Here is a 16,882-nt window from a genome sequence, read left to right on the forward strand (position 1 = left end):
TATACCGATCCAGCCTGTACCACCCGCCCATGGGGCGGGGGTCCGTTGCGGACCCCGGCCCCGTGGGCGTGCAGCCGTGCAGGTCACGCCAGTTGCTGCGGCCCCGGTCCCTCCAGGACGTCCGGCGACGCGTGCGGCACCGGTCCCGCCCGGTCGAGCAGCCCGGTGCGCGCGGCGAGCGCCGCCGCCTCCAGCCGCGAGCCCACCCCCAGCTTCATCAGGACCCGCTGCACATGCGTGCGCGCGGTGCTGGGTGCGATGCCCATGCCGGCCGCGATCAGCCGGGTGTCCTCGCCGTCGGCCACCCGCACCAGCACCTCCACCTCGCGCGGGGTGAGCATCTGCAGCAGCCGCTGGCCCTCGTCGTCGGGCTGCGCGGCCGGGTTGAGCAGCTCGCTGAACGCGCTCTGCAGCAACTGCGGTGCCACGGCGGCCTCTCCGGCCCTCGCCTTCATGATGGCGCGCTCGACGCCCTCTATGCGCTCGTCGTGCCGTACGTAACCGGAGGCACCGGCGGCGAACGCGGCCGCGATACCCCGTGGATTGGGCACCGGACCGAGGACGAGAACCGCCACCTGCGGCCGTTCCCGCTTGATCCGCACCACCGGGTCGAAGATCCCCGGCTCGGCCGGTGTCGCCGTACCTATCAGGCACACCTCCGGCGCCCGTGTGATCACCAGCTCCGCCGCTCCCGCGGCGGGCGCGGCCGCGGCGAGCACCCGGTGCCCACGCAGCTTCAACGCCGAGGCCAGCGCCTCTGCGAGCAATCGGTGGTCGTCGACCACCATGAGCCGCACTCCCATCGGCAACCCCCCAGTCCCCCCAGGTTCCATCCCCGCTGGTTCCCATGGATAGGAGCCCCCCGGCTCTCCATCACCCGGAAGCTACACGCTTGTTCGACGTTGCGCTCCCCTACCGGTGAGAAGTGCCCCGGATTACCGAATCCCGCCCATTCGGGATTGATGAGGAGTACGTGAACGGCTCCGCCCCTGAGCTGGGGCGGAGCCGCTGCGCTGCGACGCTCGGGAGCTACTTCGCGCCGAACCCGATTGCCGTGTACTCCTTCTCGTCCTTGGAGTACGGCTTGCTGACGAGGTCCTGGCCCAGGAACAGACGGCCGCTCGTGTAGAGCATCTCGGCGCTCTTGGGGACCATGCCGCTGATCGCGCTGCGCACCGACTCGGTGGACGGCGTCTCCAGGAGCTTCGTCTGCTTCAGGGACTTGGCGTCGATGGAGACGACCTGGGCACCCTTGTCGTACGGACCGTCCTTGTAGGCAAGGATGTTCGGCCCGTCCATGCGGATCGGGCGGAGGTCGTAGCCGTCGCCCGCGTCGATCCGCTCGCCGGTCGGCTTGCCGGTGGCCAGCGAGAAGGCGATGATCTCGTTGGTCTGGCTGTACTCACCGGTGCCGTCGTGCTCCTTGGTGGGCACGTACAGCTTGTCGTTGCCGACGGTGACGCCCTTGCACCGGTAGACCTTGCCGATGGTGCAGTCGTGGTCGTACTTGGTGTCCGGAAGCGTGATCTTGACGCGCAGCTTGCCGTTCTCGTCCAGCGAGAAGACGTCCGAGGCGCCCGAGAGGCTGATCTCGTCGCCGGAGTCGACACCGAAGACCACCGGGTTGGTGGAGATCACCTTGGCGTTGTCGATGCCCTTGGGCAGGTCGTAGGTCCACTTGACGCTGCCCGACTTCGAGTCGAGGAGCTGGACCTTGTACGCCTCGTTGCCGTAGTCGCCGCACTTGCGGACCGCGACGAGCTGGTCGCCGCCCGCATAGCCGACGTCCTCGCACTTGCCGGTCTTCGGCTGCCACAGGGCCTTGCCGGACTTCAGCTCGAAGGCGGCGCCGCCGTAGTAGCCGCCGCCGACCGCGACCGTGGTGCCGGAGATGGTGACCTCACCGAACGGCACCGCCGTGCCCTGCGTCTCGGCGGTCTTGTTCCAGAGCTGCTTGCCGGTGTTCACGTCGAACGCGACGACCTGGGTGCAGGCCTGGTGATCGCCCTTGCTGTTGCGCTTGGCGGCCTCGGTGACCACCACGGCGATCCCGTCCTGGGTCACCTCGCGCGAGCCGGCGCAGGTCTCACCCTGCAACGGGAGCGTCCACTTCTTGCTGCCGTTGTCGGGGTCGTAGCCCACGATCGCGTTGACGCCGCTCTTGGCGTACACCGAGTCGGTGAGCCAGGAACCCGCCACGCTGTCGATCTGCTTGTCCTTGACCTCCGGCGAGGGCACCTGGAAGAGGACGCTCGCGCTCGTGCTGGACGGGACCTTCTCCTGAGCGGTGTCGTGGGAGGTGTCGGTACCCGTACCGCCGCCGCCGTTGTCGGTCGAGCCGCCCTTGTCGCCCTTGTCGTCCTTGCCGTCCTTGCCGCCGGTGCCGCCCGAGGAGCCGGACGAGGTGTTCTTGTCGTCGTCCGAGTTCGAATTGGCGTACATGAGGCCGCCGCCCACGATCAGGGCGACGACGGCGACGGCCGCGATGACGATGCCCATCGGGCCGTTGAGCTTGAACTTGCCGCCACCGCCACCGTTCTGCGGAGGCTGCGGCTGCATCGGCATGGTCTGCGGATAGCCGTACTGGGGCTGCTGCTGGCCCGGGTAGCCGTAGCCGGGCTGGCCCTGCGGCGCCTGAGGTGCCTGCGGCGCCTGGGGGTAGCCGTACTGGGGCTGCGGCGGCGTGGGCGGCGCCTGCGGGGGCTGGGGGGTCTGCGGGTAGCCGTAACCGGGGCCCTGCGCGGGCTGCGGGGGCTGCGGAGCGCCGAAGCCGCCGGAGGGCGGGTTCTGCGGGGCACCGAAACCGCCGGGGGGCGGGGCCTGGGGCGCGCCGAAGCCGCCGCCTTGCGGAGGTGGGTCCTGCGGAGCGCCGAAGCCTCCCTGCTGCGGGGGCTGGTTCGGCGGAGGCGGGGGCGGCGGCTGGCTCATGACGTGTGTACCTCGGGTGGGAAGAAGAGCGGATGTGGACGAGGACTGGGGAAGCGGGCGGAGGAAGGAGGGGGCGGCCCGGTCACTTGCCGTAGGCCAGCATCAACTTCTCCTTCGCGTCGTCGTCGCCGGTCAGTGAGGTGGTGGAGAGGAAGAAGCGCCCGTCCACGTAGGCGATGGCCTTGCTGTAGAAACTGCTCTCGATCTTGGCGGTGCCCTGCGGGTTCTGGAGCAGCTTGTACGTCCTGTGCCTGCTGCCCTTGGTCCGGATCGAGACGACCTGGCCGCCGGTGTCGTAGCTCGGCGCGACGTACGCGATCAGCCGGGTGCCCCTCATCCGGATCGGCATCATCGTGGTGCCGTCGACGGGGGACTTCACGCGCCAGCGCACCTTCCCGGTCTCCAGGCTGAGGGCGACGATGCTGTTGGCGCCGCTCTTCTTCTCCGTGGGCAGATACAGGGTGTCGGCGTCGGAGGCGATCCCCGTGCAGTCGGTCAGGCCGGCGCCCAGGACCGAACCGGAGCAGTCGGGCGCGTAGTTCTCGTCGACCTGGACCTGCGAGCGGTACGTTCCGTCACTCTTCAGCGTGACCATGTTCCACGCGTCGTTCGACTCCTTCTTGAGGAAGAGAACGAGCGGGCTCACGGAGTACGCCCGGTTGACCTTCCAGCCCTTCTTGATCTTGAAGGTCCACTTGGCCCTGCCGGTCGCCGGGTCGAGCTCCTGCACCTCGTCGTGCTCGGTGTCGGAGCCGATGCCACAGCTCGCCACGGCGATCAGCTTGCTGCCGCCCGCGTACCCGGAGGGGTAGCAGGAAGCGCCGTACTTCTTCTTGTCCCAGAGCTTCTTGCCGCTGTGGACGTCGTACGCCGTACCGGACATCGAGCGGCCCGCCACCACCGTGTTGCCGGCGATGGCCAGCTCCACGGTGATGGTGTCGTCGAAGAGCCCGCCCTCCTTCAGCTCGGTGCTCCAGCCCTTCTCGCCGCTGTCCAGATCGACCTGCTGGAGCTGGTTGCAGCGGGAGCTGTCACCGGTGCCGCTCTCGTAGGCGACGACGATCGTGTCGTCGGAGGTCTTCTGCCGGGTGACGGCGCAGATCTTCTGCGGGAACGTGATGGCATCCCAAGTGGGCTTGCCGTCACCGACGTTGTACGCGACGAGCTGCTTGTACGCCGCCTTCACCGCGGTCTTGCCGGTGATCCACAGCCCGGGGGCGGAGGCACCGGCGGCGGGCGCGTCGGGCGCCTCCTTGTACCAGAGGATCTTCGACTCGCCGGGCTTGCGGCCCTCGTTGAGGTCCTGGTTCTCCTCACGGCCGTCGCCGCTGCCGTCGCCCTGGTTGACCGGGGCGCTGGTGGTGGGCGTGGGCTTGTCGTCCTGGCTCTCGTGGGCGACCGGCTTCTTGCCGTCGTCACCACCACTGGCCACGGCCCACACGGTGCCGCCGATCACGAGCAACGCGGTGACTGCCGCGACGGCGACGAGTACGGGCTTGCCCTTGAAGGGGTTCTTGGAACCGCCGCCCGGAGGCGGGGTGGGCGCACCGGGGAACTGCGGCGGCGCCTGCTGCGGATAGCCGTAACCGGCCTGCGGCTGCTGCGCGTACGACCCCGGCTGCTGCTGGGGCTGCGCGTAGGGACCGGTATGACCATAGGGGCCCGGCTGGCTGTACGGGCCGGGCTGCTGGGGGTAGCCGTAGCCGGACTGCGGCGGGCCCTGCGGTGCGCCGAACCCGCCCTGCGGGGGCGGGCCTTGAGGCGGCGGCCCCTGCGGCGGCTGCTGGTGCGCGGGCTGGTCCTGTGGTGCGCCGAAGCCGCCCTGCGGCGGCTGATTGGGCGGCTGAGTCATCAGCGCTTCCCCCCTCGTTCACTGATTTTCGCCACCCGCGGTCAACGCTCGGAGTGGTTCTCAGGCTGTTCTCAGACGGCTCTTTCTATCACTCTGCCGCCTTCGCACAGGGGGCCGGTCCTCCCCCTGTTCCCAAGGGAGAACCGGCCCGTGATGCCCTCGTTACGCGCCTTCACGCGCCCTTCACGCACGGCGCACGCCCCACGTCGGCGCCGTGCGCGCCCCTCCCCCGAAGCGCGCCCGCGTCTTACGCGTCCTCGGCGAGTTCCAGCCAGCGCATCTCCAGCTCCTCGCGCTCGCCGGTCAACTCGCGCAGCTCGGCGTCCAGTTTGGCCACCTTTTCGAAGTCCGTGGCGTTGTCGGCGATTTGCGCGTGCAGCTTGGTCTCCTTCTCGGAGACCTTGTCGAGCTGTCGCTCGATCTTCTGGAGCTCCTTCTTGGCGGCGCGGGCATCGGCGGCGGACGCGGCCTTGGCCGGGGCGGGCGCGGCCGAGAGCACGGCCGCGGCGGCGACCTCCTCCATCCGCCTGCGGCGCTCCAGGTACTCGTCGATACCGCGCGGCAGCATCCGCAGCGTGGCGTCGCCGAGAAGGGCGAACACCTTGTCCGTCGTGCGCTCCACGAAGAACCGGTCGTGGGAGATCACGACCATCGAGCCGGGCCAGCCGTCGAGCACGTCCTCCAGCTGCGTGAGGGTCTCGATGTCGAGGTCGTTGGTGGGCTCGTCGAGGAAGAGGACGTTGGGCTCGTCCATCAGCAGCCGCAGCAGCTGCAGGCGCCGCCGCTCACCGCCGGACAGGTCGCCCACCGGCGTCCACTGCTTGTCCTTGTTGAAGCCGAACGTCTCGCAGAGCTGCCCGGCGGTCATCTCGCGGCCCTTGCCGAGGTCGACGCGGTCACGGACGGCCTGGACGGCCTGCAACACCCGCCAGGTCGGGTCGAGTTCGGCGACCTCCTGCGAGAGGTAGGCCAGCTTGACGGTCTTGCCGGTGCTGATCCGCCCGGCGGCGGGCTGCTTCTCGCCCTCGCTGCGGGCGGCCTCGGCCATGGCCCGCAGCAGCGAGGTCTTGCCCGCGCCGTTCACGCCCACCAGGCCGATCCGGTCGCCCGGCCCGAGCTGCCAGGTCAGGTGCTTCAGCAGCACCTTGGGCCCGGCCTGCACGGTCACGTTCTCCAGGTCGAACACGGTCTTGCCGAGGCGCGTGGAGGCGAACTTCATCAGCTCGCTGGTGTCCCGGGGCGGCGGCACGTCCGCGATGAGCTCGTTGGCGGCCTCGATACGGAAGCGCGGCTTGGACGTACGGGCGGGTGCGCCGCGGCGCAGCCAGGCCAGCTCCTTGCGCATCAGGTTCTGCCGCTTGGTCTCCTCGGTCGCGGCGATCCGCTCGCGCTCGGCCCGGGCGAAGACGTAGTCGGAGTAGCCGCCCTCGTACTCGTACACGTCGCCCTTCTGCACGTCCCACATGCGGGTGGCGACCTGGTCGAGGAACCAACGGTCGTGGGTGACGCAGACGAGGGCGGAGCGGCGCTCGCGCAGATGCTGGGCGAGCCAGGCGATGCCCTCGACGTCCAGGTGGTTGGTGGGCTCGTCGAGGATGATCAGGTCCTGCTCCTCGATGAGCAGCTTCGCCAGCGCGATACGGCGCCGCTCGCCACCGGAGAGCGGGCCGATCACGGTGTCGAGGCCCTGCGGGAAGCCCGGCAGGTCCAGCCCGCCGAACAGGCCCGTGAGTACGTCCCTGATCTTGGCGTTGCCGGCCCACTCGTGGTCGGCCATGTCCCGGATGACCTCGTGGCGGACGGTCGCCGAGGGGTCGAGGGAGTCGTGCTGGGTGAGCACGCCGAGGTGCAGTCCGCCGGAGTGGGTGACCCGGCCGGAGTCGGCCTCCTCCAGCTTGGCGAGCATCCGGATCAGCGTCGTCTTGCCGTCGCCGTTGCGGCCCACCACGCCGATCCGGTCTCCCTCGGACACGCCGAGGGAGACTCCGTCGAGCAGGGCACGGGTGCCGTACACCTTGCTGACGTTCTCGACATTGACCAGGTTGACGGCCATTTCTCTCCTGCCCAGGGGGTTTGCTCGACCCTCAAGGGTAGACCGCGGCGGAGCGGGGACCGGGCCGGAGGTTTTTCGTGCTGTCGCGCATCCTCGTCGAGCGGCGGCGCCGGCCGCGCGGCCGGACGCATGGCCCTACGGAGCGACCCGCCCGCTCCGCCTACAGAACGACGGCGCCGGAGGCGGGCCCTTCGGTCACCCGTGCGGCGCGGCAGCTGCCCGAGGCGAGCAGCACTGCGGCGACCCGGTCCGCGGCCTCGGCGTTCTGGGTGAGGAAGGCGGTGGTGGGCCCGGAGCCGGAGACGAGCGCGGCGAGGGCGCCGGCGCCGCGCCCCACGGCGAGGGTGTGCTCCAGTTCCGGGAAGAGCGAGAGGGCGGCGGGCTGAAGATCGTTGGAGACCGCACCGGCGAGAGCCGACGCATCCCCCTTCGCCAGAGCGTCGAGGAGTTCCTGCGAGGCGACGGGCTCAGGAACCCGCAGCCCCTCGTTCATCCGGTCGAACTCGCGGAAGACGGCCGGGGTGGACAGCCCCCGCTCGGCGATGGCGAAGACCCAGTGAAAGGTCCCGCCCACCTCCAGGGTCCGCAACTGCTCCCCGCGCCCCACTCCGAGCGCGGCCCCGCCCACCAGGCTGAACGGCACGTCGCTGCCCAACTCGGCGCAGATGTCGAGCAGTTCGTCCCTCGATGCGCGGGTATCCCACAGGGCGTCGCAGGCGACCAGCGCACCGGCGCCGTCGGCACTGCCGCCCGCCATGCCCCCGGCGACGGGAATGTCCTTGGCGATGTGAATGTGCACGGCGGGCTCGATGGCGTACCGGCGGGCGAGTTCGAGTGCCGCGCGGGCGGCAAGGTTCGTGCGGTCGAGCGGCACCTGCCCGGCGTCCGGCCCCGCGCACGTGATCCGCAGCTCGTCCGCGGGGGTCACCGTGACCTCGTCGTAGAGGCCCACGGCGAGAAAGACATTGGCCAGGTCGTGGAAGCCGTCGGGGCGGGCGGCGCCCACCGCGAGCTGGACGTTGACCTTGGCGGGAACACGAACGCTCACGGTCACGACTGCGCGGGCCCCTTCGGGGGTTCGGGGGCTTGCTCCTGGGAAGACGCGGCCTCGGCGATACGGGCGAACTCCTCGACCGTCAGGGACTCCCCGCGGGCCTGGGGCGAGACCCCGGCGGCAACCAGAGCGGCCTCCGCGGCGGGAGCGGACCCGGCCCACCCGGCGAGAGCGGCCCGCAGGGTCTTCCTGCGCTGCGCGAACGCGGCATCGACCACGGCGAAGACCTCCTGCCGGGACGCGGTGGTCCTGATCGGCTCGTCCCGCCGCACCAGCGAGACGAGCCCGCTGTCGACGTTCGGCGCGGGCCAGAAAACGGTCCGCCCGATGGACCCGGCCCGCTTCACCTCGGCGTACCAGTTGGCCTTCACCGACGGAACGCCGTACACCTTCGAGCCCGGAGGGGCCGCGAGCCGGTCGGCGACCTCGGCCTGCACCATCACGAGCGTGCGCTCGATGCTGGGGAAGGTCTCCAGCATGTGCAGCAGCACGGGTACGGCGACGTTGTACGGCAGGTTCGCGACGAGCGCGGTGGGCGCGGGTCCCGGCAGCTCCCGTACGTGCATGGCGTCGGAGTGCACCAGCGCGAAGCGCTCGGCCCGCTCGGGCATCCGGGCGGCGACGGTGGCGGGCAGGGCGCCCGCCAGTACGTCGTCGATCTCCACGGCGACGACCCGCTCGGCGACCTCCAGCAGGGCGAGCGTCAGCGACCCCAGTCCGGGGCCCACCTCCACCACCACGTCGTCCGGCCGCACCTCGGCGGTCCGCACGATGCGCCGCACGGTGTTGGCATCGATCACAAAGTTCTGGCCGCGCTGCTTGGTGGGCCGCACGCCGAGGGCACCCGCGAGCTCGCGGACATCGGCGGGACCCAGAAGGGCGTCGGAGGTGGGACTGCTCACGCCCCCAGAGTACGGGTCACATCCCCCCACCCCAGGCCACCGGCCCCCTCCGGGGAGGACGGGCAAACCCCGGGCACCCCCTTCTCCCTTCGCACCCGGGGTGGGTGGGCAAACCCCGGGCACCCCTTGTTCCCTTCGCACCCGGTGCTGGTGCCGGCCGGGGTCGGGTCACGCAGCCCGGCGCTTACGGGGTGCCGCTGCGCCCACCCGTGCCGCCCCTGGCGGCACGATTGCCCGCAGAAACGAGGCTTCGCCGGCCCCCCGGCGTCACGCGCACCGCCGCTGCGTGGGTGGGCAGCCGCCCCCAGCTCCACGCACGCCCGCAGAAACGCGGCTTCGCCGTCCCCCGACACCCCACGCACCGCCACAGCGTGGGTGGGCAGCCATCCCTAGCTCCACGCACGCCCGCAGAAACGCGGCTTCGGCGCCCCCCACACCCCACGCACCGCCGCTGCTGGGTGGGCAGCCGCCCGATTGCCCGCAGCTTGAGCGACTGCCACCCGCAGTCGCCCTACGCACGGAAGGGTCCGTGCCGGTACGTCTCTGCCGCCGCTCAGCACCTCCAGGTCCTGGCCCCGGCAGGCGTCCGCGACCCCGGCCCGCTCGGCCTCGCCGCTCGCCAGGATCTGGCAGCGCGCGTGGAAACGGCAGCCCGCGGGGATGCGGGACGGATCCGGGGGCTCGCCCGTCAGCACCACCGGGTCGCCCGGCGCCTCCGGCAGGACCGACAACAGGGCCTGGGTATACGGGTGCTGAGGTGCTGTCAGAACCTGTTCGACCTCGCCGGTCTCCACGATCCGGCCCAGGTACATCACCGCGACCCGGTCGGCGATGTTCCACGCCAGGCCCAGGTCGTGGGTCACCACCAGGGCGGACAGGCCGAGTTCGGTCCTCAGACGCAGGAGCAGGGCGAGGATCTCGCCGCGTACGGAGGCGTCCAGAGAGGCCACCGGCTCGTCGGCGACGATGAGTTCGGGTTCCAGGACGAGCGCGCCCGCGATCACGACACGCTGGCGCTGGCCGCCGGACAGCTCGTGCGGGTAGCGCAGGAAGAACCGCTCGGGCGGCCTGAGCCCGGCCCGGGAGAGGGCCTCGGCGACCGCCGCCCGCTCGTCGCCGCCGTACCGGTGGATGCGCAGGCCCTCGGCCACCGCGTCGTAGACCGTGTGCCGGGGGTTGAGTGAGCCGCTCGGGTCCTGCAGCACCAGTTGGACGCGTTTGCGGTAGGCCTTCAGGGCGCGTGAGGAGTAGTCGAGCGGCTTGCCGTCGAAGGTGACGCGGCCGCCCGTCGGCGGGACGAGGCCGAGGAGCGAGCGGGCCAGCGTCGTCTTGCCGCAGCCCGACTCGCCGACCAGCGCCACGATCTCGCCGGGCCGGATGTCGACGTCGACGCCGTCGACGGCCCGGGCCCGGTCGGCGCCGTGCCGGCCCGGGAAGCTCACGTGCAGGCCCTCGGCGGTGAGGAGAGGCGAGGCCGATGTCGTCATGCGGTGCTCCTCGCGTCGTCCGCCTCGGGTTCCGGTGCGGATTCCTGAGCCGTGGCTTCCACGTGCACGCAGGCGGCCCACCGGCCACCGCCCGCCGCGCGCAGCACCTGGTCCTGTGTGCCGCACGAGTCGAGCGCCACCGCGCAGCGCGGGTGGAACGTGCAGCCGGACGGCAGCGCCGCCGGGTCGGGCGGGTCGCCCGGAAGGCCGCGCGGCGCGAACCGCGACGCCGCGTCACCGATGCGCGGAAACGCCGCCGACAGGGCTTTGCCGTACGGGTGTTGGGCGTTCTCGTACACCTGCCGCGCCGGCCCCTCCTCGACGACGCGGCCCGCGTACATCACCGCGAGCCGGTCGCAGGTGTCGGCCAGCACCGCCAGGTCGTGGCTGATCATGATCAGACCCACGTCCTGCTCGGCGACGAGCTGTTCGATCAGGCGCAGGATCTGCGCCTGGATCATCACGTCGAGGGCGGTGGTCGGTTCGTCGGCGATGACGAGCTGAGGGTCGCAGGCGAGCGCCATGGCGATCATGACACGTTGGCGCTGGCCGCCCGAGAGCTCGTGCGGGTAGGCGTCAGCGCGGGCGGCGGGCAGGCCGACGTGTTCGAGGAGTTCACCGGTCCTGCTCCTCGCGCCCGCCGGGGTCGCCTTCCTGTGCAGCAGGATCGGCTCGGCGATCTGGTCGCCGATGCGGTGCACGGCGTTGAGCGAGTGCATCGCGCCCTGGAAGACGATCGACGCCCCGGCCCAGCGCACCGCGCGCACCCGGCCCCACTTCATCGTCAGCACGTCCTCGCCGTCGAGCAGGATCTCACCGCTCGTGCGCGCCCCCGCGGGCAGCAGCCGCAGCAGCGCCAGCGCCAGCGTGGACTTGCCGCAGCCGGACTCGCCCGCGATCCCGAGCTTCTGCCCCGCCTCCACCGCGAGGTCCACTCCGCGCACGGCGGCGGCTCCGCCCGCGTACGTCACTTCGAGGTTCCTGACCTCCAGGAGCGTCAACGCGCCACCCCCAGCTTGGGGTTGAGAACCGACTCGACCGCACGGCCGCACAGCGTGAACGCCAGCGCGACGGTGGCGATCGCGATGCCCGGCGGCACCAGGTACCACCACTTGCCGGAACTCACCGCACCCGCCTCCCGCGCGTCCTGGAGCAGCCCGCCCCAGGAGACGACCGTCGGATCGCCGAGGCCGAGGAAGGCGAGCGTCGCCTCGGCGAGGATCGCCGAGGAGATGATCAGGGTCGTCTGGGCCAGCACCAGCGGCATCACGTTCGGCAGGACGTGCCGGGACATGATGTGCCAGTGGCCGCCGCCGAGCGCCTTGGCGCGCTCGATGTAAGGCCGCGACTCCACGGCGAGGGTCTGCGCGCGCACCAGCCGGGCCGTCGTCGGCCAGGTCGTCACGCCGATCGCCAGGATGATCGTGCCGAGCGAGCGGGACATCACGGTCGCGAGGGCGATCGCGAGCACCAGGGTCGGCATGACCAGGAACCAGTCCGTGATCCGCATCAGTACGGTCGCGTACCAGCCCTTGAAGTGCCCGGCGGTGATGCCGATGAACGCGCCGATCGCCACCGACAGCACGGCCGCGAGCAGCCCCACGAGCAGCGAGACCCGCGCGCCCCACACCACGAGGCCGAGCAGACTGCGCCCGAACTGGTCGGTGCCCAACGGGAATTCGGTGCTCGGGCTCTCCATCGGATCGCCGGGCGCTTCGGTCACGCTCTGCACGTCGGAGCCGACGGTCAACGGCGCGGTCAGTGCGATCAGCGCGAAGAGCGCGAGCGCGGCCAGGCCGAACACGCCGGCGTGATGGGTGCGGTACTGCTTCCAGAAGCGGGCGGCGGAGTGCCGCCTGCGCTGCCAGGCCAGGGCCCGGGGGCTCCGCGCCGCCGTCGGAGCGGGGGCCTTGTCCACGTCTGTGGGTTCAGTGGCGGTTGATTCGGTCGTCATCGGCCCACCCGGGGGTCGAGCAGCGGATAGATCAGATCGGCCAGCGTGTTCATCACGACCACAGCTGCCGCGAAAACGAAGAACAGCCCCTGGACAAGAGGCAGATCGGGCACGCTCAACGCCTGGTAGAAGAGCCCGCCGAGGCCCGGCCAGGAGAAGACGGTCTCGACGAGGATCACTCCCGCCACGGTCCGCCCGAGATTGATGAAGATCAGCGTCACGGTCGGCAGCAGTGCGTTGGGAACGGCATGCCGACGCCGTACGAGATCGTCCCGAAGTCCCTTGGCCCGCGCGGTCGTCAGATAGTCGCTGCCCATCTCGTCCAGCAGCGCCGAGCGCGTGACGAGCAGCGTCTGCCCGTACTCGACCGCGACCAGTGTGAGCACCGGCAGGACGAGATGGTGGGCGACATCGAGGACGTAGGCGAAGCCCTCCTCGCCGCCCGATTCCATGCCACCGGTCGGGAAGAGACCGGGGATCGGGCCGATGCCCACCGAGAAGACGATGATGAGCAGCAGTCCGAGCCAGAACGACGGGATCGAGTAAAGGGTCAGCGCCAGACCGGTGTTGAGCCGGTCACCGAGCCCGCCGTTGCGCCAGGCCGCGCGCGTGCCGAGGAAGATACCGAGCGCGGTGTAGAGGACGAACGCCGTGCCGGTGAGCAGCAGGGTGTTCGGCAGCGCCTCGGTGATCTTGTCGACGACCGGCGCCCGGAACTGGTAGGAGGTGCCGAGGTCGCCGGTGAGCGCCTTGCCGCAGTAGTCCGTGAACTGCTCCCACACCGGCAGGTCGAGACCGAACTCCCTGCGGTAGGCCGCGAGTTGTTCGGCCGAGACCTGACGGCCGCCCGTCATGTACTTGACCGGGTCGCCGGGGATCAGTCGGAAGAGGAAGAAACTGGTGACGAGGACGGCGAGCAGCGAGACGGCCGCGCCGCCCAGCTTGCCCGCCACATAGCGCAGATACGCGGTCCTGGTGCGCGCCCTTGGTCCGCGGACCGACGGCCCGGCCTGAGCCGGGCCGCCGATCGTCTCGACCAGCGCGGGTGTTGCGTCAGCGGTCATGAACTACTCATTCGCTCGTACGCCCATCGAGGTGCCGGTGATGCGTGCTGCCTACTCGCGGTCCCCGGCGGTGGACCGGCGGCGCATCGCGAGGAACACTCCGGCGCCCGCGAGGACGACGACGCCCGCGACGATGCCGATGATGACGCCCGTCGAGCTCGAACCGTCGGAGGACTCACCGGAGGACCCGGCCGGAACCGCCGACCACCAGCTCCAGTAGCCGTCCTGGCCGTAGATGTTGCCCGCGGCCTCGGGCATGGTGGTGATCGACTTGATCTGGTCGGTGCGGTAGGCCTCGACCGCGTTCGGATACGCCATGACGTTCATGTACCCGGTGTCGTACAGCCGTGACTCCGCCTGCTTGACGAGTTCGGCCCGCTTGGCGGCGTCGTACTCGGCGAGCTGCTGGTGGTAGAGGTCGTCGAACTTCTTGTCGCAGATGAAGTTGTCCGTCGCGCCGGTGTCCTTGGGGGTCGCCGGGAGGGCGTCGCAGGTCTGGATCGACAGCAGGAAGTCGGGGTCGGGGTTGGCGGACCAGCCGTCGAAGGCCAGGTCGTACTTGCCCGCGAGCCATGGGTCGGTCACGTTGTCCAGGCAGTTGAGCGTGACCCCGATGCCGAGCTTGCCCCACCACTCCTTGAGGTACTGGCCGACCGCCTTGTCGTTCGGGTCGGTGGCGTGGCACAGGATGCGGTAGTTGATCGGCTTGCCGTTCTTGCCGACGCGCTTGCCGTCACCGTTCTTCTTGTAGCCCGCCTGGTCGAGGAGCTGGGCCGCCTTCGCCGGGTCGTAGGCCAGTTCCTGGCTCGTCGACGGTTTCCAGAAGTACGAGGAGAAGCGGGGCGGGATGTAGCCGGCGCCCTCGACCGCGTGGCCCTGGAAGACCCTGTCGACGATCGTCTTGCGGTCGACCGCCATGAACAGGGCGTGCCGCACGTTCTCGTTCCGCAGCGACTCGTGTCCGTCGCCGAACTTCTTGCCGTCCTTGGCCTGCGCGCCCGGGTTGGTGGCGATCGCGTAGAAACGGCGGCCCGGCGCGTCGTTCACCTTGATGTCCTGCTGGCTCTTGAGCGCGGTGGCCTGAGCCGGCGTCAGGGGCCCGGAGACGAACGACACTTCACCCTTTTGGAGGGCGGCGACGGCCGCATCGCCGTCCTTGTAGTACTTGAAGACCAGCTCGTCGAACTTCGGGGTGCCGCGCCAGAAGGTCTTGTTGGGCTTCAGCCGTACGTAGCTGTCGGCCTTGTAGTCGGTCAGGACGAACGGCCCGTTGCCGACGATCGGGAACGACTTGTCGTTGTTGAACTTCGAGAAGTCCTTGACCTTCTCCCAGACGTGCTTGGGCACGATCGGCACGTCGAGCGCCGTCATCGTGGCCTGCGGCTTCTTCAGCTCGATCACCAGTTGGGTGGCGCTGGGAGCCGTGACCTTCTTGAAGTTCCCGACGAAGCTGCCGTTGGCCGTGGCCGCGCCCTCGTCGGTCATCATCTTGTTGAACGTCCACGCCGCGTCCTCGGCGGTGGCCTTCTGGCCGTCCGACCACTTGGAGTTGGAGCGGATCGTGTAGGTCCAGGTGAGCTTGTCGGACGACGGCTCCCACTTGGTGGCGAAGCCCGGGACGACGTGGTTGTCCTTGGGGTCGTAGTTGGTCAGGTACTCGTACATGAGCCGGTGAATGCTCGTACTGATCAGACGACTTGCCAGGAACGGACTGAGCGAGTCGACGCTCTGCGCGACCGCGACGGTCAGGACCTTCTTGCTCTCCTTGGCCTGGGCCTGCTGCGGCGCGGGGTTGAGCGGGGTCGCGAGACCGGCGGTGAGGGTGAGCGCCGCGGCGCCCGCAGCGGCGATGAGCCGAAGCCCACTGCTGTGTTTCTCGAATCTGTTCATCAGTCGGTGACCTCGCGTCATCGCTCGCACAGGGATGGCTTGTCGCAGTACTGGAGCAGGAGATTGATCAGGTGACGCCGGCGGGGTTGATGTGTGTGTCTATCAGCGGCGCTCCACGCACGTCAACGGCAGTTGGACCCCATGTGGCCTGCGGAAATAACGAGTTGGCTCGAATCTGACGCCCATTGGTTCAGACCGGTGACGCCCTCCTGGCCAGGGAGTGGCGCCCCTTTTCGCCCCTGGACACACGCAGGGCCCGCACCGTGGGTGAACGGTGCGGGCCCTGGCCCGAAATGACACCCCGAAAAGGGGCCGTCCGGGTGACTTCGCGCTACTGCTGAGGGGGCGCCGGAGGGGGCGGGGTCTGCCCCTGTTCCGGCTGGTTCAGCTGGTACGGCTGCCCCGGCGCGGGGGAGTTGGGCTGGAACGGCTGCCCCGGCTGGTACGGCTGGCCGGGCAGGGGGGCGGGCTGTGGCGCCTGCGGGGGCACTGCGGCCTGGCCTGGCTGGGGGTGCGGTGCCTGGCCGGGCTGGGGGTAGGCGGGGTACGGCTGGTGCGGCTGGGGGGAGGGCTGGTGGCCGGGCTGTGGTTGCTGTTGTGGTTGCTGCGGCTGCGGCTGCGGCTGCGGCTGCGGCTGGGCGTAGGGCTGGCCCTGCTGCGGGTATGCCTGGCCGGGCTGCGGGTATGCCTGGCCGGGTTGCGGATACGGCTGACCGGGCTGGGGCGGCTGCGGGACCTGGCCCTGGCCGAGCTGGCCCGGAACCGGCTGGCCCGGTGTGGGCTGGCCCGGATATCCCTGGCCGGGCATCGGCGGGGCGGCGACCGGCGGCGGGTTGCCGTCGTTCGTCCACAGCCCGTGCGACTGCTGGTGCCGCACGATGTCCTCGGCGACCATCGCGGAGAGGTTGAAGTACGCCTCCCGCACCTTCGGCCGCATCATGTCGAGGTCGACCTCGGCGCCCGCGGCGAGGTGCTCGTCGAAGGGCACGACCACGACTCCGCGGCAGCGCGTCTCGAAGTGGCCGACGATGTCGTCCACCTTGATCATCTTGCCGGTCTCGCGCACCCCGGAGATGACGGTGATGGACCGCGAGACGAGATCCGCGTACCCGTGCGCCGACAGCCAGTCCAGCGTCGTACTGGCGCTGCTCGCACCGTCGACCGACGGCGTCGAGATGATGATGAGCTGGTCGGCGAGGTCGAGCACCCCGCGCATGGCGCTGTACAGCAGGCCCGTGCCCGAGTCGGTGAGGATGATCGGGTACTGCCTGCCCAGCACGTCGATCGCGCGCCGGTAGTCCTCGTCGTTGAAGGTCGTGGACACGGCCGGGTCGACGTCGTTGGCGATGATCTCCAGCCCCGACGAGGCCTGGGAGGTGAACCGCCGGATGTCCATGTACGAGTTGAGGTACGGGATCGCCTGGACGAGGTCACGGATGGTGGCCCCGGTCTCGCGACGCACCCGGCGGCCGAGCGTACCGGCGTCCGGGTTGGCGTCGATCGCGAGGATCTTGTCCTGCCGCTCGGTGGCGAGCGTGGAACCGAGCGCGGTGGTCGTGGTCGTCTTGCCGACGCCGCCCTTGAGGCTGACGACGCCGATGCCCACCGGGCTGAGAGGGCGCTGACCTTCGTCCCAGCGATGTTTCACATGAAACATCGGCGGACGGAAGCCGCTGCGTCGACCGCCGAACCTGTTAC

Annotated in this window: 12 protein-coding genes; all 12 read right to left on the reverse strand. The window is 70.2% G+C overall.

Features of this window, described 5'->3' with window-relative positions; genetic code table 11:
- Positions 1 to 83 precede the first annotated feature (83 nt).
- A complete protein-coding gene (locus ABZS97_RS38390; protein WP_356146052.1) occupies positions 84 to 803 on the reverse strand; it encodes a response regulator transcription factor in 720 nt (239 codons plus the stop codon).
- A 226-nt stretch (positions 804 to 1,029) separates the two neighbouring features.
- On the reverse strand, positions 1,030 to 2,928 hold the full coding sequence (locus ABZS97_RS38395) for a PQQ-binding-like beta-propeller repeat protein (protein WP_356146055.1): 1,899 nt from the start codon (positions 2,926 to 2,928) through the stop codon (positions 1,030 to 1,032).
- An 82-nt stretch (positions 2,929 to 3,010) separates the two neighbouring features.
- On the reverse strand, positions 3,011 to 4,780 hold the full coding sequence (locus tag ABZS97_RS38400) for a PQQ-binding-like beta-propeller repeat protein (protein WP_356146057.1): 1,770 nt from the start codon (positions 4,778 to 4,780) through the stop codon (positions 3,011 to 3,013).
- 247 nt (positions 4,781 to 5,027) lie between these two features.
- Positions 5,028 to 6,833, reverse strand: a complete 1,806-nt coding sequence (locus tag ABZS97_RS38405) for an ABC-F family ATP-binding cassette domain-containing protein (protein ID WP_356146062.1) — start codon at positions 6,831 to 6,833, stop codon at positions 5,028 to 5,030.
- A gap of 160 nt (positions 6,834 to 6,993) precedes the next feature.
- On the reverse strand, positions 6,994 to 7,887 hold the full coding sequence (locus ABZS97_RS38410; protein ID WP_356146065.1) for a 4-(cytidine 5'-diphospho)-2-C-methyl-D-erythritol kinase: 894 nt from the start codon (positions 7,885 to 7,887) through the stop codon (positions 6,994 to 6,996).
- Positions 7,884 to 8,789, reverse strand: a complete 906-nt coding sequence (gene rsmA / locus ABZS97_RS38415) for a 16S rRNA (adenine(1518)-N(6)/adenine(1519)-N(6))-dimethyltransferase RsmA (RefSeq protein ID WP_356146068.1) — start codon at positions 8,787 to 8,789, stop codon at positions 7,884 to 7,886. The genes ABZS97_RS38410 and rsmA overlap by 4 nt, the downstream gene beginning before the upstream one ends.
- A 389-nt stretch (positions 8,790 to 9,178) precedes the next feature.
- Positions 9,179 to 10,276, reverse strand: coding sequence for an ABC transporter ATP-binding protein (locus ABZS97_RS38420; protein ID WP_356146071.1), 1,098 nt, complete (start codon positions 10,274 to 10,276; stop codon positions 9,179 to 9,181).
- Positions 10,273 to 11,277 (reverse strand): ABC transporter ATP-binding protein, encoded by a 1,005-nt coding sequence (locus tag ABZS97_RS38425; RefSeq protein WP_356146075.1) that lies wholly within the window; start codon positions 11,275 to 11,277, stop codon positions 10,273 to 10,275. The genes ABZS97_RS38420 and ABZS97_RS38425 overlap by 4 nt, the downstream gene beginning before the upstream one ends.
- Complete coding sequence (locus tag ABZS97_RS38430) at positions 11,274 to 12,230, reverse strand: ABC transporter permease (RefSeq protein WP_356146078.1); 957 nt, start codon at positions 12,228 to 12,230, stop codon at positions 11,274 to 11,276. The genes ABZS97_RS38425 and ABZS97_RS38430 overlap by 4 nt, the downstream gene beginning before the upstream one ends.
- A complete protein-coding gene (locus ABZS97_RS38435) occupies positions 12,227 to 13,294 on the reverse strand; it encodes an ABC transporter permease (RefSeq protein WP_356146081.1) in 1,068 nt (355 codons plus the stop codon). Before ABZS97_RS38435 ends, ABZS97_RS38430 begins: the two co-directional genes overlap by 4 nt.
- Before the next feature lie 51 nt (positions 13,295 to 13,345).
- A complete protein-coding gene (locus ABZS97_RS38440; protein ID WP_356146084.1) occupies positions 13,346 to 15,184 on the reverse strand; it encodes an ABC transporter substrate-binding protein in 1,839 nt (612 codons plus the stop codon).
- Positions 15,185 to 15,515: 331 nt separating this feature from the next.
- Positions 15,516 to 16,882 (reverse strand): MinD/ParA family protein (locus ABZS97_RS38445; protein WP_356146087.1); only part of this gene is annotated, 1,367 nt, incomplete at its 5' end.

The sequence above is a fragment of the Streptomyces sp. NPDC005485 genome (assembly GCF_040606085.1).
Lineage (GTDB): Bacteria > Actinomycetota > Actinomycetes > Streptomycetales > Streptomycetaceae > Streptomyces.